This window comes from Sphingobacteruim zhuxiongii (assembly GCF_009557615.1).
In the GTDB taxonomy this organism is placed as follows: Bacteria; Bacteroidota; Bacteroidia; order Sphingobacteriales; family Sphingobacteriaceae; genus Sphingobacterium; species Sphingobacterium zhuxiongii.
On record NZ_CP045652.1, the window covers coordinates 1,918,885 to 1,939,168 of the forward strand.

General features: G+C 40.2%; 14 protein-coding genes and 1 pseudogene. 12 read left to right on the top strand and 3 right to left on the bottom strand.

The features are described from left to right. The first annotated feature begins 5 nt into the window (after nucleotides 1-5). Nucleotides 6-1,760, top strand: a complete 1,755-nt coding sequence (locus GFH32_RS08280) for a right-handed parallel beta-helix repeat-containing protein (protein ID WP_153511048.1) — start codon at nucleotides 6-8, stop codon at nucleotides 1,758-1,760. A 112-nt stretch (nucleotides 1,761-1,872) separates the two neighbouring features. Here GFH32_RS08280 and GFH32_RS08285 read toward each other — a convergent pair whose 3' ends face one another. After that, nucleotides 1,873-2,589, bottom strand: a complete 717-nt coding sequence (locus GFH32_RS08285; protein ID WP_153511050.1) for an SPFH domain-containing protein — start codon at nucleotides 2,587-2,589, stop codon at nucleotides 1,873-1,875. 276 nt (nucleotides 2,590-2,865) lie between these two features. Next, on the bottom strand, nucleotides 2,866-4,140 hold the full coding sequence (locus tag GFH32_RS08290) for a DEAD/DEAH box helicase (protein ID WP_153511052.1): 1,275 nt from the start codon (nucleotides 4,138-4,140) through the stop codon (nucleotides 2,866-2,868). A 497-nt stretch (nucleotides 4,141-4,637) separates the two neighbouring features. Here GFH32_RS08290 and GFH32_RS08295 point away from each other — a divergent pair, with 497 nt between their 5' ends. The 10 genes from GFH32_RS08295 to GFH32_RS08340 all read left to right on the top strand — a co-directional run bounded on the left by GFH32_RS08295 (nucleotide 4,638) and on the right by GFH32_RS08340 (nucleotide 18,014). Beyond that, on the top strand, nucleotides 4,638-7,790 hold the full coding sequence (locus GFH32_RS08295; RefSeq protein WP_228384242.1) for a SusC/RagA family TonB-linked outer membrane protein: 3,153 nt from the start codon (nucleotides 4,638-4,640) through the stop codon (nucleotides 7,788-7,790). Nucleotides 7,791-7,802: 12 nt separating this feature from the next. Beyond that, nucleotides 7,803-9,407, top strand: coding sequence for a RagB/SusD family nutrient uptake outer membrane protein (locus GFH32_RS08300; protein WP_153511054.1), 1,605 nt, complete (start codon nucleotides 7,803-7,805; stop codon nucleotides 9,405-9,407). A 14-nt stretch (nucleotides 9,408-9,421) separates the two neighbouring features. Beyond that, entirely contained in the window at nucleotides 9,422-10,366 is a 945-nt protein-coding gene (locus GFH32_RS08305; protein WP_153511056.1) for a DUF5017 domain-containing protein, read from the top strand. Nucleotides 10,367-10,368: 2 nt separating this feature from the next. Further along, nucleotides 10,369-11,709, top strand: coding sequence for an acetylxylan esterase (locus GFH32_RS08310; RefSeq protein ID WP_153511058.1), 1,341 nt, complete (start codon nucleotides 10,369-10,371; stop codon nucleotides 11,707-11,709). A gap of 14 nt (nucleotides 11,710-11,723) precedes the next feature. Then, complete coding sequence (locus GFH32_RS08315) at nucleotides 11,724-14,051, top strand: hypothetical protein (RefSeq protein ID WP_153511060.1); 2,328 nt, start codon at nucleotides 11,724-11,726, stop codon at nucleotides 14,049-14,051. A 466-nt stretch (nucleotides 14,052-14,517) separates the two neighbouring features. Further along, nucleotides 14,518-16,290 (top strand): sensor histidine kinase, encoded by a 1,773-nt coding sequence (locus GFH32_RS08320; RefSeq protein ID WP_160366920.1) that lies wholly within the window; start codon nucleotides 14,518-14,520, stop codon nucleotides 16,288-16,290. Nucleotides 16,291-16,293: 3 nt separating this feature from the next. Next, on the top strand, nucleotides 16,294-17,034 hold the full coding sequence (locus tag GFH32_RS08325) for a LytR/AlgR family response regulator transcription factor (RefSeq protein WP_153511064.1): 741 nt from the start codon (nucleotides 16,294-16,296) through the stop codon (nucleotides 17,032-17,034). Nucleotides 17,035-17,379: 345 nt separating this feature from the next. Continuing rightward, entirely contained in the window at nucleotides 17,380-17,568 is a 189-nt protein-coding gene (locus GFH32_RS08330) for a hypothetical protein (RefSeq protein ID WP_153511066.1), read from the top strand. Between the two features lie 28 nt (nucleotides 17,569-17,596). Next, entirely contained in the window at nucleotides 17,597-17,788 is a 192-nt protein-coding gene (locus GFH32_RS08335; protein WP_153511068.1) for a hypothetical protein, read from the top strand. Between the two features lie 40 nt (nucleotides 17,789-17,828). Then, entirely contained in the window at nucleotides 17,829-18,014 is a 186-nt protein-coding gene (locus GFH32_RS08340; RefSeq protein ID WP_153511070.1) for a hypothetical protein, read from the top strand. A gap of 213 nt (nucleotides 18,015-18,227) precedes the next feature. Here the strand turns inward: GFH32_RS08340 and GFH32_RS08345 are convergent. Beyond that, nucleotides 18,228-19,748: pseudogene (locus tag GFH32_RS08345) on the bottom strand (IS1182 family transposase); the annotation flags it as partial. Between the two features lie 161 nt (nucleotides 19,749-19,909). Here GFH32_RS08345 and GFH32_RS08350 point away from each other — a divergent pair. Next, nucleotides 19,910-20,092: a hypothetical protein gene (locus GFH32_RS08350; RefSeq protein ID WP_153511072.1), complete on the top strand. Its 183-nt coding sequence runs from the start codon at nucleotides 19,910-19,912 to the stop codon at nucleotides 20,090-20,092. Nucleotides 20,093-20,284: the final 192 nt, after the last annotated feature.

A 20,284-nucleotide genomic window follows, 5' to 3' on the forward strand; every position in this document is an offset into this window, starting at 1 on the left:
TAGAAATGAAATTATATAGAATTAAGCAAGTGCTTGTATTGCTCATCTTAGCGGCATTTGCTTCTTGTCAAAAGATAGATATCAAGAGCTTCGATGCACAGGCAGGAGAGATTGCCTTTGATAAAAGTTCCCTTGATGCAGGCAATCAATTAGATACTTTAGAAATCGCACTGCAGAGTAATCTGCCATATCGTTTAAAAACGGCTAGCAACTGGATTACCTTTGTGAAAGCGAATGGTTTAGCGTCCGATAAAGTACAAATTATTGTGGCTAGAAACCGTGAATTGGTTGATCGTACGGGCATAGTCGAAGCGTATATAACCGATCAAGTGAAAACTAGTTTGACGATTGTTCAAAAGGCTGGAGAAGTTTCTTCAGAGACCAAACATCTTTACGTGAAAGCAACTGCGACGGCATCTACCGATGGCTTATCGTGGGAAAAGGCAACTTCGTTAGATCAGGCATTGAAAGATGCGGAAAACGGCGATGTGATTCACGTTGCAGCGGGTGTCTATCGGCCGACAGTGACCTTAACTGGAGGCTCGCAAGCGGGCGATATCACCTTCGAAATTGCACAAAATATCAAGCTGATTGGAGGCTATCCATCACAAGCAAGTACAGGCGCGACTGCCGATCCGATAAATAACAAGACCGAATTAAATGGTGACGATAAGGCCATCCACGTCTTAACCATTCTGGCACCTAAAACCCCTGGTCAAAAAGTGGAGATCGATGGATTTACGTTAACCAAAGGAAAAGCAGGTGGTACTGGTACTGTTCCTTCAAATGGTTTGAATATTAGTCGTCAACATGGTGCGGGATTATTAATAGCAGGATCAGTAGTTGAATTGAAGAATATGCGTATTACGGATAATAGTTCTGCGAATCATAATCCGGGAGTGTATTTGACTGCAGCAGCGGATGTGATCATTAGAAATTCGACTATTAGCAATAACTATTGTACCATTGCAAGCTCTAATGGTGGTGGTATTTGGAATGATGGCTCGAGATTACAATTAATAGATTCCGAGATTGTCGGTAACCGAATTGGTGGGGTAGGCGCTGGACTATACAGTCTGAACACGAGCGTTGAAAGTGTAAATATTCTTTACAATGTAACGATTGCGAACAATGTGGCAGGTATGTTTGGTGCGAATAGCGTTGGCGGTGGAATCTACGCGCGTGAGAAATCGCAGTTTTATCTGATCAACAGTACGATCCACAGTAATCGCGCTGGTGGTAATGGATTTGGTGGAGGAATTGCCATGTATGGCGCTAGCCAAATGAATTTGATTAACTCGACGGTAACGGCGAATCAAGGAGGAATGAATAATGCGGGTTCTGGAGGTTCAGCTATTCAAAATGCGTCAGCAGCAAACAATAGCTTATTTATCTATAACTCGATCATTGCTGGAAATGTCAGTACGGGAAGTCCCGAGCTTGGCGGGAATGCATTTGCATCTTACAGCATCAAGTCGAGCACCTTAGGAACGCAGGTGTACGACTACGACGGAAAACTAGGAACGAAGACCTTCGATCCTCAGGCTTCTTTCGGCACCGTTGGCAATCACGGTGCTTATGGCGAAACTGTTCCTTTAAAAGGAGCTTCGGCAGCGACTACCGATGGGATGACCACACTGCAGTTACAGATATTAGGTGTCAATTTAAGCGCTATCAATGCAGATTATTTATTGATCGATCAAAAGAACGTTTCAAGAAATGGAAAAGCAATTATGGGAGCTGACATCAGCGTGAAGTAAAACTAAGCTTATCTTATATAAAAATAGAGGTGTCTTAAAAAGGACACCTCTATTTTTATTATTGGAACCAAGAAGCCAATACTCGGCACTTGAAGAATAATATTCTAAAATACTACTCAGCAGTCGTTGTTCCTGGTAATTGTGTTTCTACATTTATTTTACTTGCGCCAGCACGTTGAATCATCACCGCCTTTCCAAGTTCTTGTAATCCTTTACTCTCATAGATTTTCATCGCTGTCGATACATCGATAGCTTGTCTTGTTTGCTCGTCTAGGTCGAATGCTAAGGTGATAAAATTTAACTTCACACCTAGTTTCTCAAGCTCCCGGTTGCTCTCTTCTAGAAGATGATTCTCAATATCCGATTGATCTAATTCAACGATATCCTCATCAACGAAGATACGCTTTGCTACATCTTTAATACGCTTATCGATCACCATATTTTCAGCCATTTCAAAGGATTTCCCTAATGCATCCTCATTATCGGCATCCACATTTGCTTTACCCAAGAACTTCGCTTGTTTGATAAATGATAAAGCATCAGTAATAGAATAATCGTAATCGATATGGATATTTGCTCTCACTTTATCCTTCAAATTAGAGATAAAGCGTGCTTCGCCTTGCATTGGAAAGTTAGGAATAACAACCTTCATATAGCACATGTTTAATCCGGCTTTCGGAACTGCATCTCCGGCTTCGATTTTTTTCCATGTCATCCCGCAATCGCTAGAGACAACAACCTGTTGATTTGATTTGGCGTAATTACAAGACTGCGCAACCAATGCTGCGCCAGCAAGTGTTAAAATCAATAATGATTTATTAATAGTCATGGTTAGTTTTTTATTAAATAGATTTGATTTAGGGTCTCTATGTCGACATAATCGCGAAATAAAGACCGGCGCGAAAATAATCATTCAAAGGCATATTTAGGTGTATAGAAAAGAAATATTTAGTTGTATAGGAGAAAAGGGGCTTGCTAATAGCTCGTTGGGAAGCGTAGGTTAGTCGGGAGGTTTATTGCAGTTTGTAAACTAGACTGATCGGTATATTAGAAGGAGCTATAAATAAAAAGAGAACCGTTTTGGTTCTCTTCTCAAGCGTAATGCTTATCTCTTTTTATTCTTCATGGTCATCTTGGCTTTTGTTCCGCCACCATAATTATATGTTTTGCTATTGCTTTCTTTTTTCTTGTGGAATGCACCGCCTTGGGTTTCATCGATAACATTCTTCTCCTTCGGAGTATCGGCTGCTGTGTAGATCAACAGATCCTCAGGTAAAGGCTCTACAGGAATTTTTTTCCCTAATGCCTGTTCTATTCGTTTGATCTCTGGAAGCTCCAAATCTGTTGCAAAGCTAATCGCAATAGCGTCGTCGTCATTCGACTTCAACACATGCTTCACAAATAATTCTTTCTCTTCTGGAATTTCAAAGTGGAAGATAAATGGAATACCTGCCACATCAATATCTGAAGTTTGTTCATAGGAAACAATCAGAATTCTACACTCTGGATGTTGTTTGAAAATACTTGTTTCTTGGATATTGTAATCCTGCGGATTTGTACCTTCATAGATAGCGGCTACGCCTTTTTTAACGTATAGCCTTTCTAATATCTTACGTGCAGTATGTGTGGTATTGACAAATACGACAACTTTATCGAACACTTCCTCATCGCGCATAAGATCATTTAATAAGTTGACCTTTGTCGTGAAGTTCGGTACCTGATAGAGTAGTAAATCGTAGGTTTCATGCGCTTGTTCTGCAAGTTCCTCTACTTCGATCTTAGTCGCAAACGGCATGAATATATCAATCATGGCATGCAGTTTCTCATGTTCCACTGTACTAAATGCTAAATATTGCACTTTGCCACAGCTTTGTGCTAACTCGCGAACGGTGTTCGACATGCCTTGTTTCACGATATCTTCCGCATCATCAATAATGAACGTTTGTATACGGTTTAAATTTAAACCTAATTTTAGGTAAACGGCTCTTGCACGATTCGGCGTAGCAACAACAATATCAACCCCGCGAACTAAGTCTTCGATCTCTTCCTCCATACTTCCAGAAGCCTTTAGACCCATAATTGCTAGGTTCTTATTCTTACTGATAGTATAGAAAGCTTCTACAATCTCTTCAATACGTTCTTCATTCGGTGCCAACACTAATATTTTTGGAGCTTCGTCTTCGGAATATTTAAGACGCATTAAGGCCCCAAGGATATAGGTCGTTGTTTTACCAGCACCTTCAGGAGCGATACCGATTAAACTATGTCCGCCGACAATTCTTGATAATGTTTTTACTTGAAATTCTTTGGCTGTAAAATAACCAAGTTCATTCATATTGGAATGCAAACGCTTGCTAAGTTTCAGTTTTTCTAATGACACAGTTCAATTTTTGATGTGAATAGGAAGCACAAAGTTAAACAAAAAATCCAAGGGTAGGGTAGTTAGGCCGTATCGAATTATTTCGTAAACTATAAAGAAATGTTTTTTTATCTCAGACTGTAAATTAATTCCTATTATGGTATATATCTGTTCACCATGTTGAAATGGCGCTGCATATTTGGTTTCAGAGACGATGCAGTCTATTCACCGCACAAAACGAAGAGGGCTGTTTTTTAAGGATATAGTTGGTTTTTGTATGTCTTAGCTAGCCAATATTTTCTAAAATTTTATTTGTAAGAAGCGCAGAATAATGATATCTTCATCCAAAGTAACCAAATCTCCTTATAAAACTAAATTATACCAAGATGAGAAAAATCCCGTAAATGTTTTTTTTTAGTGTTGTACCGTGTACGTACACAATAAGTATAAGAACGAATAAACCAACTTAAAACAGGGCTGAAATTTCTACCTATGAAGCCTAAAACCAATGAAAAATTATGAAATCGAGTAAATCATTTTTATCGAAATTTCTAATGTCTTTCTTCTTGCCTATACTTTTTCCAATGCTAATATTTGGACAAAGTGATCGAACGATTAACGGTGTAATCATCGACGAGGCGACAAAGAAACCACTTGTGGGTGCATTAGTAAAAGTAAGATCAACCAACAAGAGTAGCAGTACTGCTGAGCTAGGAAAGTTCCAAATCAGCGTAAAGACAGGCGACGTAATAGATGTTAGTTATGTAGGCTATGTCCGCAAGTCTTATACCATCACCGCGAATAATCAATATAACATTATGTTGAGTCCTGTGGAGCAACAAGTTGAAGAAGTTGTGGTAATGGGCTATGGACAGCAAATTAGTAAGCAAGATTTAACAGGGGCGGTATCGCAAGTGAAGATGAAAGACTTGGAGAAGGCACCTGTTCCTAATATTGACCAGGCCTTGCAGGGACGTGTCGCAGGGGTTCAAGTCTCTGGAACCGATGGGCAGCCGGGAGAGGGATTAAATATTGTAATACGGGGAGGAAATTCTCTAACGCAAGATAATTCACCGCTCTATGTCGTGGATGGCTTCCCGATGGAAGACTTTGCCAGTTCTAGTATCAATCCTGATGATATAGCCTCGATCAGCATCCTGAAAGATGCTTCTTCCACCAGTATATATGGTGCTCGCGGTGCCAATGGGGTTGTTTTAATCGAAACGAAGAAAGGAAAAGCAGGATCTCCTGTGATAACCTTCAATAATTCAATCGGGATACAACAAGTACAAAAGAAGATGGAGATGATGGATCCTTATGAATTCGTCAAGTACCAACAGGAACTCAATTTGAGGAATGCGACTTCGATGTATTTAGATTCAGTTGGTCGTACTTTAGAAGATTACAAGAGCATTGCTGGTGTCAATTGGCAAGATCAGGTTTTCAGCAATTCGCTGAATAGAATTCATAACCTGGGAATCCGAGGCGGAAATGCGCAGACCAAGTTCTCTATTTCTGGATCGGTGAACGATCAGAATGGTATCATCATTCATACGGGCTATCAACGTTACCAAGGACGTATAGCGATCGATCAGAATATTGGGAAGAAGCTGAAAGTTGGCTTAACCGCCAATTACACCAAGCGTAAGACCTTTGGGGGCGTTATTCGTGAAGGAGAAGGGGTGACGATTACTTCGCATCTCTTAAGTCGTGTATGGGCCTATAGACCGGTTACAGGATCGGGCTCCAACCTATTAGAGGAAGATATGGATGCAGACGCGGAGAATCAATATGATGCCCGCTTTAATCCGGTGGTTACGCAAGAAAACTCCTATAACTTAAAGTACTATACCGACTTGATTAGCAATGGGTATATCGACTATCAGATATTGCCGGAATTGAAGTTCAAGAGTACCTTAATTTACAGCTCGAGTCAATATCAATTTGACGATTTCTACAATTCGAAAACCCCACAAGGAACTTCCATTAGCTATTTCAATAGTAAAGGTGTCAATGCAAGCCTCAACAACGGCAGTAGAAATACATTCTCAACGAACAATACCTTAAACTTTACAAAGACCTATAATAACCATCATAAAATATATGCTTTAGCGGGACTAGAGATACAAACATCGAATGTGAAGTCCTATGGTTTTTCAGTTCAGCAGTTGCCGAATGAGCGATTAGGTATGGCAGGCGTCAAACAAGGAATTCCTTTGGATATTCGCTCGACTTGGGCCGATTATTCATTGTTCTCTTTCTTTGGTCGTGTCGATTACAGTTATAAGTCTAAATATATTCTAACAGGTACATTACGTTCAGATGGTTCGTCGAAATTCTCACCAGAAAACCGCTGGGGATATTTTCCAGCTGCCGCTCTTGCTTGGAATGCAACTAATGAAGAGTGGTTTAAATCGCAGAAAGTGCTAAATACAGCCAAATTTAGATTAAGCTACGGTATGAACGGAAACAATCGTATTGGCGAGTACACCAGGTTTCCAATGCTATCCTTACCAATGACTAATGCGTACTCATGGGGCAATGAATCTCCAACATTGGGCGCTGTCATGACCGCATTGCCATCGCAGGGAATTAAATGGGAAACAACCGAGAATATCGACTTAGGTTTAGACTTAAGCTTCCTAAAAGGCCGTTTGGAAGTTATCGTCGACTTGTATCGTAAGAATACTCGCGATTTATTGATGAATACACAGATCCCAACAAGTCAAGGATTCTCATTCGCGATGAAGAATGTTGGCTCCGTACGTAATGATGGTTTAGAGTTTACTATCAGCTCCCATAATATTAAGAGCAAAGACTTTAACTGGACAACGGATTTCAATATCAGCTTCAACCGAAGTAAGATCTTAGCGTTGAATGGAGATCAAGATAAGATTATGAGCTTTCCAACCTTCATCTCGCAATATGGATCCAATCCATTGTATATTTCTGAAGTAGGAAGACCTGTCGGAATGATTTACGGACTCGATTGGGAAGGCACTTATAAATATGATGATTTTAATAGCCCTGCGGAAGGTGTTTACGAACTTAAGAATAACATCACTGACAATGGAACTGGGAATGTGATGCCAGGAGATATTAAATACAAAGATCAGAATGGCGACTATACAATTGACAGTAAGGATTTGACCATTATAGGTCGCGGACTACCAATCCATATTGGCGGATTGAATAACCAGTTTTCTTACAAGGGCTTGACTTTAGCAGTCTTCTTCCAATGGTCGTTTGGAAATGATATTTACAATGCAAATCGTCTTCACTATGAGGGCAACGGTAACGTTCGCACAAACCTGAATCAGTATGCTTCATACAACGATCGCTGGTCGCCGGAGAATCCAGATTCAGATATTTTCCGGGCGAATGGGCAAGGTGTAATCGGTTGGCATTCCTCTAGAGTGTTGGAAGATGGTTCTTACCTGCGTTTGAAAACAGTGTCTATCGACTATAATATCCCGACGAAATACATTCGTGCAGTAAAACTGAAAGGCCTCGCGATTGGTGTAGCCGGACAAAACCTATATACCTGGACCAATTACAGTGGAATGGATCCGGAGGTTTCCACTCGGAATACCACCCTAATGCCAGGCTTTGATTATTCAGCATACCCGATGGCAAGAACGATTGTAGGAACTTTAAAAGCAACATTTTAAACATCGAACATCATGAGAAAATCATTTAAATATATACTGGCGGCACTGATTTGTAGTAGCAGCCTATCCTGTAAAAAGTTTTTAGATAAAACACCTTATGATTTGTCGCCCGTAGGTTATTATGAGACGGACAAAGAGCTTACGGCAGGACTTGCTGGCGTTTATGACCGACTGGGGGCTTTATATGGCGGACCTTGGCTTTATCGCTTGGGATTGGAAGCCGATGAAGGCTACTATGCGCGTAATAATCTTCCTCAAGGGCCACAGAACTTCAACTTCTCGGCCTCGCATAATGACGTCGCTTCTATTTGGAGGACACTTTATGAGGGGATATTCCGCGCGAATTTCTTGTTAGAGAATATCGATAAGAATACTAGCATCAATGAGAACTTCCGTAATCAGGTTCGTGGTGAAGCTTTAGCACTTCGTGCGCATTACTACTTTATGTTAGTGCAGCAATTCGGGGGCGTTCCATTATTGTTGGAGGCAACAAAAGACTCCAACGAGAATATGGATATTCCGAAATCCTCCGCGAAGGAAATCTATGAGCAGGTGTTAGCAGATTTTAAAGCGGCGGAAAGCTTAGTACTCGATATAGGTACCGTAAAACATGGGGGACGTATGACAAAATCTGCCGTGCGAGGTATGTTAGCCCGCGTATGCTTATACATGGCTGGCGAACCTTTAAAAGATCAATCGAAGTATGCGGAAGCCAAAGAATGGGCGGCGAAAGTCATCAACGATGCGTCTGCAGGACATAAGCTAAATCCAGATTTTACGGAGATTTTTAAGAACTATGCGCGCGATCAATACGATATCGGCGAGAGTATCTGGGAGGTTGAATTCTGGGGAAATCGTACAGATACCTACACCGAAACTGGCTTCGTTGGCTTTGCAAATGGACCGATTACTAGCAATGCTTTGACAGGTAATGGATTCGGTGGGGTGAAAGTAACCGCCAAGCTATACTATAAATACGCTGCCGGCGATGAACGCAGGGATTGGACCATAGCGAACTTTGTATATGTGAATTCGGGTGCGGAGGGCAATAAAAATATGATTACCGCGACAACAGAAGGCTCTATTTATAACCGAGAGACTGCAAAATGGCGCCGAGAGTATGAGACCTTAAGGCCAAAGGCAACCGGCCAAACGCCACAAAACTTTCCTTTATTGCGTTATTCCGATATCCTCTTAATGTATGCTGAGGCAGATTTTTACGCTGCTAATAAAACCGTGTCTGCGCAGGCAGTCGACTATATCAATCAAGTTAGACGTCGCGCTTATGGTAAGTTAAAACCAGAGGCTACTGATATCAACGAACATGATTTATCACTACAAATGGATGCATCAGAATTCGAAACGGCTATACGTGATGAACGCATGCGTGAATTTGCATTTGAACAGCAACGCAAATTTGATCTGATTCGTTGGGGTACATTTATCATAGAAATGCGCGCTGTAGTGGATCGCATGAATGTAGTGACTCCGAATGCGGCAAATTTATATGCGAAAGAACGCTTTGTGAATGCTCAGCATGAAAAGCATCTCATTTGGCCGATTCCTTCTATAGAATTGACGATGAATAAAGCAATGGTTCAAAATCCTGGTTGGTAATAAATGTAGAAATCATGAAAAATTTAATCTTTATATTAAGCATATTGGTTTGTTTCTCTTCCTGCAAGGATGTCTTAGATCCGGAAGAGATCACCGAGTTCTCTGTGACAACGAGCAAAAACAGCTTTAAAGTGGGAGAGGAGATCCCATTCCAGATTACGGGCAATCCGAAAACAATAAACTTTTACTCTGGCGAGTTTGGGAATAACTATGATTCCATTGCTGGACGTATAATTCCTCCGGGAGAAATTGAGTTTTCCTTCAATCTACGCTATAATTATCCGACACGTACCGGCAGCGAGTTTGCTGTCCTTGCTTCCTCAGATTTCACTGGCGAGCGCACCGATATTAATGCCGTAGAAGCAGCAACATGGACAGATATTACCAGCCGTTGTATTATTAAACGGGAAGATGCGTATATTAATTCAGGAATTGTGAATGTATCTGATTTAGTGGTTGCTGGAAAGCCTTTATACTTTGCGTTCAAATATATCTTTGATCCATCGAAAGGAACTTCTGGTGCAGTGATGTGGATTAATACCGTTCTCGTTACAAGTTCTACAGATAATGGAAAGCAGACGATCAGTTCATCGCTAATAAGTGATTTCCCGAGTTATGCCGCCGTGAGCATTGACAAGAATCCTTATCGTTCCGACAATCGTTCATCAAATCTCGTCATGTGGAATAATGCCAATGCCGTGGTGGATGGTATAACCTATACACCGACAACCTATACAGAGGAGTATTTTGTGAGCAGAGGTTATCCTGTAGGTTCATCGATTGATAATGGACCCGATAAACCGCTCACCTTGAAATCGTATTCCGATGCCCGTGTCGATGCTTTCAAATATGCATTTACAAAACCAGGAAACTATAAAGTGGTATTTGAAGCCATAAACACCTCCATCAATGGAAATAATAAGGTTATCAAAGAGATCAATCTAACCGTTACAGAATAGTTATGAAAAACAGCATCATCAAAGGTCTGCTACTTGCGCTTTGTCTGCAGTTAGTACAGGTATCCATGGCGCAGATCAGCACCATGGGTATCGATGTGCAGCCTGCTGGAGCGACCTTAGCCAGTGAAAATCCACTGTTGACTATTGGACTCAACCATAAAGACTGGATGTATCAAGTCGGTGAAGAAGTCATCTTTGAAATCGAGTTTAAAGGAGATGGTGAAAAACCGAAGGATATTACCTATGCCTACGGTTTGGAGCGTATGAAACCTACAAAGTCAGGTAAGCTGAAATGGAAAGGGAATAAAGCATCGATAAAAGCTGGAAAATACAATGCGCCAAGCTTTATTCGTTGTATCATTTCTTACACTGCGGATGGAAAAGAACTTCAAGCATCGGCGACAGCAGCAATTGCTCCAGAGAAGATTCAGCCAACCATCGCTAGTCCGTCAGACTTTAATGAATTCTGGGCAGCAGCAATTAAAAAATCGAAGTCTATAGGTCTGCAAACTAAGCTTACGCCGATGGCTAATCAGCCATCCGCATTGGTTGACGTCTATCAAGTGGAATACGCTTTTGAAAATGACGGCGTACAGAAGTTCTATGGGGCACTATGTGTTCCAAAGAAAGCAGGGAGCTATCCTGCGATTATTCGTTTTCCAGGCGCTGGCTGGGTGCCCTTGAGTGCAGATATTAAGACTGCTGAGGAAGGGTATATTAGCCTGAGCTTGTATATCCATGGGCGACCAGTAAATAAGGACCTCGCATATTACAAAGATCTACAAGAAAATGACTTAAAAGACTATCAATTTAAAGGAATTACTGATCGCGACTCAGCGTATTATAAGAATGTAATTCTAGGCTGTGTTCGTTCGGTCGATCTAATTTATTCCCTGAAAGAATTCGATGGCAAGAACGTCTTATCGTGGGGATCGAGCCAAGGAGGCGCATTATCGATTATCAGTACCTCCTTGGAGCCGAGAATTAAATATGCCGTTGCGCTCTGCCCAGCGATGTGTGATTATACGGGTTACTTAAATGGTCGCGCAGGTGGATGGCCACATTATTTCGCGGCAGATAAATTAGAAGAATCTAAGAAAGCTAAAATGCTAGAGACGCTACCATATTATGATGTCGTTAATTTTGCAAAGAATATTCGTGTTCCCATGTATTTTTCTTGGGGATTTAATGATGTGACGACGCCACCTACTTCCTTTTACTCTGCTTACAACCAAGTCAAAGGCGATAAAAAGTTATTTATCATTCCCGAAGGCGTACATCGTATTTACCCGGAACAAGTAACGAAAACCTATAGCTGGCTTAAAGCGCAAATCAAACCATAACCTATCTTATGTCAATGAATTCTAGAAGAAATTTAATAAAAAGCCTAGGTGCAGGCGCCTTAATTGCCGGGATAAGTACAGTTGCCAAGGGCGAGGTATCAATCAAAGGGGCTGCCGATCTTACGGTGAAGAATGTCGCTACAGTAGCAGATTTAATTTTACAAAAGAAAGCGAGTGTTGGCGATATCTACCGTACGTTGGGTTATTACAGCGAAAACGATGGGGGTGGAGCCCATTATATACTACGTGATCAACGAGTAGATAGTCCCGGCAATCATTTGCTTGGCAATGGACTAGTTGCGGAATTGTTCGTACATGAGGCCTTGAATTATAAGATGTTTGGGACTAAATCAGATGGGAACTTCGACGATGGTATCGCGATAAAAGCCACGCATGAATATGCGAATATGTATAGTCTTCCGGTTATTAATAGACATGGTGAATATTGGATTAAAGAATCAAATGATATCAATATTCAAACGTCCGTGGAGTGGGGTGCCTCTGTATTTTATATCGATGAGCAACATAATACACCGAAAGCCTTCAAGTTTAATATTGTATCCAAAGCACCTATCAAAAATCATCAGCTTAGTGAAAGCGACAAAAGAAATATCCTTGCTAAGTTAATCCCCGGAGTAACGGAGATTGCTGAGTTGAATCAATTTCGCGGCAATCTTATCTATGTTGAAGATAAAAACGATCGCGTAGGCTATCGTGCGGGTGCTAAATTTGACGGGCAATCATGGGCGAAGCAAGAGCTCTTTTTTATTGAAGATCATGGAAAGGTGGTAGGTGATATCGCCTATACTTTTAAAGACTTTAGCAGCTTTGAAATAATCCCTGTAGAGGACAGCTACCTAACGGTCACAGGAGGTTGTTTTGTGCTTTCTGGAAATAGCTCAGGAAAAGGATATACAAAGAATGGAATTGCCATTCGACGCAGTAGAACAATTGTTTCTAAGCAGATTGTACGCCTTGCAGATGGCGCAGTAGATAATGCCCCTAATGCGAGAACAGGCTTTTATAATTTCCACAAGGTATATGAGGTACGCCTCGAGGATATCAAGCTGATTCCATATGAGCAAGATCGGGAAGGTACAGAGCGCGATGTACCAGCGGGAACCTACGGAATATCAGGTGATCGTATATTGAATGGTACTTTTCGCAATGTGACGGCGGAGGGTGGGAAGGTGCATTGGGGCGTCTTCGGAACCAATATGAATAAGAACTTCACCATTGATCTATGTCGTTTAAATCGTGTTGATGTGCATTTTCATTGCTGGAATCTACGTATCTTAAATACTCATATTGGTCATCGTGGCATATCGGTTACTGGTGGTGGAAACTTGACCGTCAGAGATTGTACCGTTGAAGGAAGAAATATCATCAATTTTCGACAAGATTTCGGTTCTAAATGGGATGGTGATATTCGTGTCAATAATATTCTGTTCAAACCGACTTATCCTTCCTCTGTAGCACTATTGGAGTTGACGCCATCGAACTTCAATTACCATTATCCTATTGTGCTAGGGAAGACTATTATCGTCGAGAATGTAATCATAGACACCTCGTCTGTCAATAAAAATGCAGAGATACATTTGATCCACTTTCCAAAATTCGCAAAGATGGACCATGATGAACGCGTGATCTTCCCTTCTTATATAGAATTCAGAAATGTAATGTGTCGCGGACATGTGAGCGGTGTTAAGGGTTTCCACCTTGTTAAACCACAAGGCTTCTTTACCGATAAGGTTGGTTCATTTGATGGAAGTCTCTTCGATGCCAATGTGCAAGTGAAAATTGATCATGTCGATTTATTAGACGGAGGAAGCTTAAATAATACGTCCAATCCCTACCATTTCAGCATGCTGTCGAATAACGACCAGCAGGCTGATGCGCATTCCTTGTTTATAGACTTTAACCTGTCGCAGGCAAAAGAATTGCAGATTGCAGTGGATGCAGTGCCTTTACAGTTGACGCTTAGAAACTCCCTGCTCTCCAAAATTGATCTTGGGGCAGAAGCTAAGCTTCATGGCGCCTTGTTTTTGGATCGATGTCAGCTTGCTCCACAAGTAAATAAAGCAGAACAAGTTAAGTTCGATGTGCAGTCTAGCTTAGGCACGGTGTTTAACAACTGTACCATTCATGCACCACGTGTGGCGGCGCAAGCAGAGCCAGAATTGTTTAAGCAATATACCTTTCTGGAAATCAATAAGAAACTTCTAGGTACGCATATGAACACAAAAATTGCTAATAGTTACTTACAGTATCTAAATAGCAAAGGCATCAAATTGACTTCAGAGTATTCCAGCAGGCTCTTGCTTGGACATGGGATCTCATGAAACGAAAGTTCTGATTAGTTCAAAGTTTGGATGTTTTAACATGTAATATTTTCAATTCTAGAACATCAAAGTATTTTAATATTTTAAATATATTTGCCCCAGCACTAACTGGGGCATTTTTATGTCGTAATCCTAATATCAGTAGCCTGCTATCAAGTTTATTGTTGCGGTATATCCCAAAAAATAAATAGGGAATTATTGATCAAAATCAATCGAATATTGGCTTAAACTGAACGAATATTGAATTAACCCTAATTAGTGATTATAAAAAATCATTTTTATAATTATGAAAGTAAATCGGATAGTGAAACCTAAAACTAGATGTTCAAACGTGTTTTGGACATGCCTTGCATTTACTTTTTTTTTACTAAGCCTGTACAGTTGCAATTCGAAACAAACAAGTATCGAGGAAGTAAGTAGTGACGCGCAATTAGATAGCATTGCCAAACAAACACTTTTGAAGGCCATGATACGCTCTGAAGTGGAGAATAAAGCTGTAAATGATTCATTAATTAAAGCCTACGAGAAAACAGAGGGCTATGAAAACAATATCTATTATTGGACCTCAAAAGCGAGTAAGTACTACTATGGTTTTAAGAATGATTCATTGCTAAGAAAGGTAGAATCAATTGATATTCCTAAAAGCAAACCAGACGAATGGGTGCTAAAACAAGCCTTGTTGTTGAAAAGCAAATCAAGCTATATGGATATTAATTCTTCTGAAGTCTTGGGGGCGATGATCAAAGCAAGAAATGAAGCGGAGAAATTAAAATCCGTATTTATTTATCGATTGGACAATTTAATAGCAATGAGTTATTATACCAATAATGATTCAGAGAACTCATTGAAATACATGGAGCTTTATAAGAGCGGCTATCCTTATGCAGGCCATCCTCGGTACCGCCAAGTTTATTACGATATACGTTTTATGTTGTCTTTAAATCTACCGGGAAATCCAGGGACAAAAGATTTTCTTGATAGTTGTCAATCCTTGGCGATTGAGCTAAATGATACCCTCGCCTTGATGCGTTCCTATGATTTTGAAGCGCAATGGCTCTTGACGAATGGGAAAAAACAAGAAGCGCTAGATAAAGCGCGTATATTTTTTCAATATGCATCGGAGACAAAAAACTATACCAATCTCAAACGATATTATAATTTTTCAAATCTCTTTTTAGTCAATAATCAACCCGATTCGGCCATCAAATACATAAAGGAAGGTTTCCAACTGGATTCTCTTTCGCAGGCAAATACGAAAGATCTAGACGGGATCTATTATGTTCTTGGTGAAGCTTATGCGATGAAGGGTGATTTTAAACGTGCGTATGAATATGGACGTAAGGAGATTAATACCTTTAGAAAATCAACGGAGACCATTCAAAAGACCGCAATTGCCGAGCTAACCGCCCGCTATGATGCCGAAAAAAAGGATGAAGCGATTTCAGCCTTACAGGCTAATAATGACCTAAACGATAAATTGATCATTCAACAACGTTGGACATTTATCATATTCCTTGTTCTTGCAGCCTTTGTTGCCTACTTCGTGTTTAATTCCTATAAACAGAAGCTCTTTAAAGCAGAGCATGAGCGCTTACGCTTATCCAATAAGCAGCTACTTCTTGAACAAAAGAATAGGCAGAATCAACTGAATCCCCATTTCATCTATAACTCCATTGCCAATCTACAGGGGTTAATCAGCACCGATCGGAAGCAGGAAGCAAATCAATACTTGGTCACCTTAACTAAGGTAATACGTGATATGCTGGAGCTTAATCGCAAGGATTTTATTCCGATAGATAAGGAGATTCGAAGCTTGGAGAACTATGTAAATCTTCAGCAGATGCGCTTTAGTCATTCATTTGACTTTAAAGTTGAAACCGGAGATCTAGAAATAGACAATATCCTGATTCCGCCTATGTTAATCCAGCCCTTTGTTGAGAACGCAATCGAACATGGCCTGATGAATCTCGAGCAGCAAGGACGACTAACCGTGGAATTTGTTCAGGATAACAAAACGTTGCGTATTAAGATTGTCGACAATGGAAAAGGAGGAGTAGGATTCTCGACTAAAAGTGGTGAGAAGGAATCCCTTTCCCAAGTGATTACACAGGAGCGCATTGAATTGCTCTATGGACGAGATCCCGAAATCGCTGGACTCAAAATTTATCCCCACTTTAATCCGGATGGAACGGGCTATAAAGTTGAAATTTATCTACCACTAACCTTGTATTTTGATTAAGCTATGTTAAAGATTTATGTGCTCGAAGATGAGGAGAATATCCTCCGTTATATTCAGACAATTTTAGATGAAATTCCTTATGTCGATCTTGTTGGCACATCGGCCTCTATTAAAAAAGCGCAGATAGAAATCCCGAAAGTCATGCCAGACTTGATTCTTTCGGATATCCAATTGAAAGATGGCATTAGTTTAGAACTGCTTTCAAAGCTAAATTTAGATACAAATATCATCTTTATTACGGCTTTTAACCAATATGCCATGGAAGCACTTAACCTTGGTGCCATAGGATATTTGACTAAACCTATCGATCCAAAGCTCCTGCTAGAGAAAATTGAACAATGTTATAAGAAGACCTCCGATTTTAAATTTAATCAGCTACAGTTGAAGATTGCCGAAAATCATTTGAAACACCCTGCTATACCTAAGAAAATAGCCCTACGTACCTTTGAATTTACACAGATTGTCAATGTTGAGGATATTCTTTACTGTTATAGCGATAAGGGCTATACAACCTTTAATTTAAAGGATGGTGTAAGTCTGATGGTTTCCAAAGTGATTAAGCATTTTGAAGCCATGTTGCCGCCTGATCAATTTATACGCTGTCATCAATCATATCTTATCAATTCGCATTTTATACATAAGTATTATAAAGATGGGCAATTAGAGATGAAAGACGGAAAGAAAGTACCTGTTTCCAATCGGAAGAGAGATGCCATTATGCAGTTTATCGAACGCTTAACCTAAAAAAATCAAGTACAATCAGTTCATATCTTAACGCATCTCTAGGGATGCGTTTCTTGTTTGATTTATGATTTAGCCATTCGTTATCGGGTAGGCGTCAAATTGTCTTCAACTTGCATTAGGAAGAAAATTTAATAAGTAGCCGCATTGGTTCGCTGTTCGGTTAAATCACAATATCTAATGGTGCGCTTCACTGGTCAAAGACATAAAAACTTTAGCAATACATTGCTTTAAATAACGAATATTTTCAGAAGCATAACGCTTATTGATTGCGCCCTTGCTGAATCTAGATTTACCCCAAAATCTTAAAAATATTCTCTGATATTTAAATCAACAAATCAAACTTGTATGAGAAAGTTAAAGAAAATTGAAGACAAGGTAATTTCCAAGATTGCGGAAATTAAGGGAGGACAATTTAGTCTTTCATCCGACTTAGCTGTTGATGGCGACACGATTACAGGTGGTATTGATCGGACACAAGATCGTTCAACGGGACAAGTGAGAGCGGATCAATGGAGAGATAGAGTTCCATCTTAAGACTAAAATTACACTAAAAATATAAACCATGAAAAAGTTAGAAAAACTGAAACAAAACAAATTGGTAAATACAAACCAAGTGAAAGGTGGCCTTCTTGGCGGACGTATCAGCCCAATTGGAATAGATACGGGTGTTCAACCAACGCAAAGTAGCTCGAATGAGTTATTTGTTGATAACAGTATTCCAGATCATATTACTGATGGCTGTACTAGACCATAATTTCAATTCAATTAATATTCACACAAAAAATATAAACCCCATGAAAAAGTTAGAAAAATTAAACGCTAATAAATTAGCTAACGCAGAACAAGTAAAAGGTGGAGCAGGAATCTACGTAGATTTCTCAGTAGAAGTTGGTGGTGGCGAAGGAGTTCCAACAACGGAGCACAGACCTACAAAAGGAAAATTCCAAGAGCACTATTCTTGTGATCATACGTTAGATTAATCGTTATCGATTATTTGAACGCTATTGAAAATGAAGGTGTCTAAAAAGGCACCTTCTTCTGTTTTATAGCTTTTGCGATTCCATTACTGTTTTCATTTTTGAGTTTTAAGCAGTAAGTCTATATTTTGTGGTTTTAACGCTCCTGACTCCAATTTTTATCGTATATAGTGTTTTATCGCTATAACCATTTCGAAACAAGACATCGTTTGCCCACTTTTTTGCCCATTTTCTGAGGTTATGAGCAATGGCCATCAAACCGAACTCTACAGCGACTTTCTCCAGTCCTTTCATCGTGAACCGGGTAAACTTGTTGTTGCTTTTCATCTGACCGAAAACAGCTTCCACTTCTATGGGTCGCTTGCTTCGATGGTACATTCCCTCTTCTGATAGCAGTCTTTTTCGGGCTTTAGCCTTGAGCTGATCAAGCCTGTGGTTCACTTCAATAATACGATTGCCTTTTGCTTTATGGCACCCACTGCGCATTGGGCAGCCTTCGCATCGCTGAGCCTGATAACAGCTTACCCGGGCAGTATATCCATTGGTACTAACTCTGGTTGCATGACCGATATAGCTGAGCTTCTGTCCGGCCGGACATACATAATAGTCATCTTGCTGGTTGTAATACAGATTCTGTACCGAGAAAGGATCCTGTTTATGCTTGCGCTTCTGTTCCACATGAAAGTAATTGTACTTGACAAAGGCAGTTATGCCCTGTTTTTCCATCAATTCATAGTTCTGTTCACTACCATAACCGGCGTCTGCTACAAGCTGTTCGCTTTGTTTTCCGTAATGGGACTCAAAGCCTTCCAAATGTTCCGGCAGGGTTGTGGTGTCGGCAGTTGTTTGATGGATGCTGTAATGGGTGATGAACTGATCTTCGGTGCTGATTTGGGTATTATAGGCTGGCTTAAGCTGGCCATTCTTCATGTGGTCCTCTTTCATTCGCATAAACACAGCATCGGTATCGGTCTTGCTATAACTATTGCGATCTCCCAGTACTTCCAGTTGCTCTTCATATTTCTCTAGTCGAGGCAAATAGTCCTCTTCAAGTTTCTTAAGCTGCTTATCAGTAGATTTATTGGCTCCTTTGAACTTGGCATTGATCGCTTCGATCTTTTCCTTCAACCGACTGCTATCAATGGCCTTGCTAACTTCTTGATGCCCTAATGAAGATTGGTCTTGGGCGATCTGAGCCTCGATTTCCGAAAGAACCGAAGCAATGTTTGCTTCTAGCTTTACCTTATTCTTCTCGACCGATTTCTTCCAAACGAACGTATAACGACCAGCGACCGACTCGATCTTGGTGCCATCAACATATTGAACTTTCAGGCTAACATACTCCATATCATGCAGCATACGAACGATACTTGCAAACAGCTCTTGTATCTGTCCTTTAAGACGCTTTCCTCTGAAATAATTGATCGTACGATAATCAGGTGTGCTATTGCCCGAAAGCCACATGAAATGGATATTCTCTTGTAAGGCGCGCTCAATTTTTCGGCAAGAATAGATATTGCTTAAATAGGCGTAGAACAGCACCTTAATGAGCATTCTAGGGTGAAAACTAGTGGTGCCTCCGCCTTTATACTGACGGATAATATGATCTAGATCCAACTGATCAACAACCTGACTCACCAACCGAACCCGATGGTTCATTGGAATACGATCTAAAATATTCTCAGGAAATAGACTCGGACTATTGGATGGAAGCGCTTTGAATTGTATGTTTGCCATATTGTTTTTTTGGGTGCACCTTAAGATACAAAATCTTAAGGACAAAAAAACAGAAAAACCCCGCCATTTTTTAATGACGGGGTTCTTTCTTTAAGAGACCTTTTTAGACAGCCCCATTATTTTTATAAATCATCTTCTTTTCAAAAGTCAATCAAATAAACATGAAATCACTTCAAAACTTGCAAGCGAATAGAATTCAAAATACTGAGAATATTAAAGGAGCGGCAGGTATCTTTATCGACTTTTCAGAAAATGTACTAAACGACAATTCTGAAAGTACAAGCGCTCATCGACCAACGCATGCGGGTGATAAACTCTATTGTGATCATTTCAACGATAACTAAGGGTAGTAGTTTTCTCGACACTATAGAATTCGCATGATATGCCTTCCAACTCAATGATGGAAGGCATTTGTCTTTATTTTGCAAACGAATATTCGTTGAATCGCAGCGAATATTGATTGCGTTATAGCACGCATATTTAAGACCACTTTTTTTCATTTCCGATTATTCTATTTTCACATGCTAGAGCATCCG

What these genes read in the sequence shown, in the direction of transcription:
- GFH32_RS08280 (WP_153511048.1), top strand. Translation starts at nt 6, where the DNA reads ATGAAATTATATAGAATTAAGCAAGTGCTTGTATTGCTCATCTTAGCG.
- GFH32_RS08285 (WP_153511050.1), bottom strand. Translation starts at nt 2,589, where the DNA reads ATGACTATTAATAAATCATTATTGATTTTAACACTTGCTGGCGCAGCA.
- GFH32_RS08295 (WP_228384242.1), top strand. Translation starts at nt 4,638, where the DNA reads ATGAAATCGAGTAAATCATTTTTATCGAAATTTCTAATGTCTTTCTTC.
- GFH32_RS08300 (WP_153511054.1), top strand. Translation starts at nt 7,803, where the DNA reads ATGAGAAAATCATTTAAATATATACTGGCGGCACTGATTTGTAGTAGC.
- GFH32_RS08305 (WP_153511056.1), top strand. Translation starts at nt 9,422, where the DNA reads ATGAAAAATTTAATCTTTATATTAAGCATATTGGTTTGTTTCTCTTCC.
- GFH32_RS08310 (WP_153511058.1), top strand. Translation starts at nt 10,369, where the DNA reads ATGAAAAACAGCATCATCAAAGGTCTGCTACTTGCGCTTTGTCTGCAG.
- GFH32_RS08315 (WP_153511060.1), top strand. Translation starts at nt 11,724, where the DNA reads ATGAATTCTAGAAGAAATTTAATAAAAAGCCTAGGTGCAGGCGCCTTA.
- GFH32_RS08320 (WP_160366920.1), top strand. Translation starts at nt 14,518, where the DNA reads ATGATACGCTCTGAAGTGGAGAATAAAGCTGTAAATGATTCATTAATT.
- GFH32_RS08325 (WP_153511064.1), top strand. Translation starts at nt 16,294, where the DNA reads ATGTTAAAGATTTATGTGCTCGAAGATGAGGAGAATATCCTCCGTTAT.
- GFH32_RS08330 (WP_153511066.1), top strand. Translation starts at nt 17,380, where the DNA reads ATGAGAAAGTTAAAGAAAATTGAAGACAAGGTAATTTCCAAGATTGCG.
- GFH32_RS08335 (WP_153511068.1), top strand. Translation starts at nt 17,597, where the DNA reads ATGAAAAAGTTAGAAAAACTGAAACAAAACAAATTGGTAAATACAAAC.
- GFH32_RS08340 (WP_153511070.1), top strand. Translation starts at nt 17,829, where the DNA reads ATGAAAAAGTTAGAAAAATTAAACGCTAATAAATTAGCTAACGCAGAA.
- GFH32_RS08350 (WP_153511072.1), top strand. Translation starts at nt 19,910, where the DNA reads ATGAAATCACTTCAAAACTTGCAAGCGAATAGAATTCAAAATACTGAG.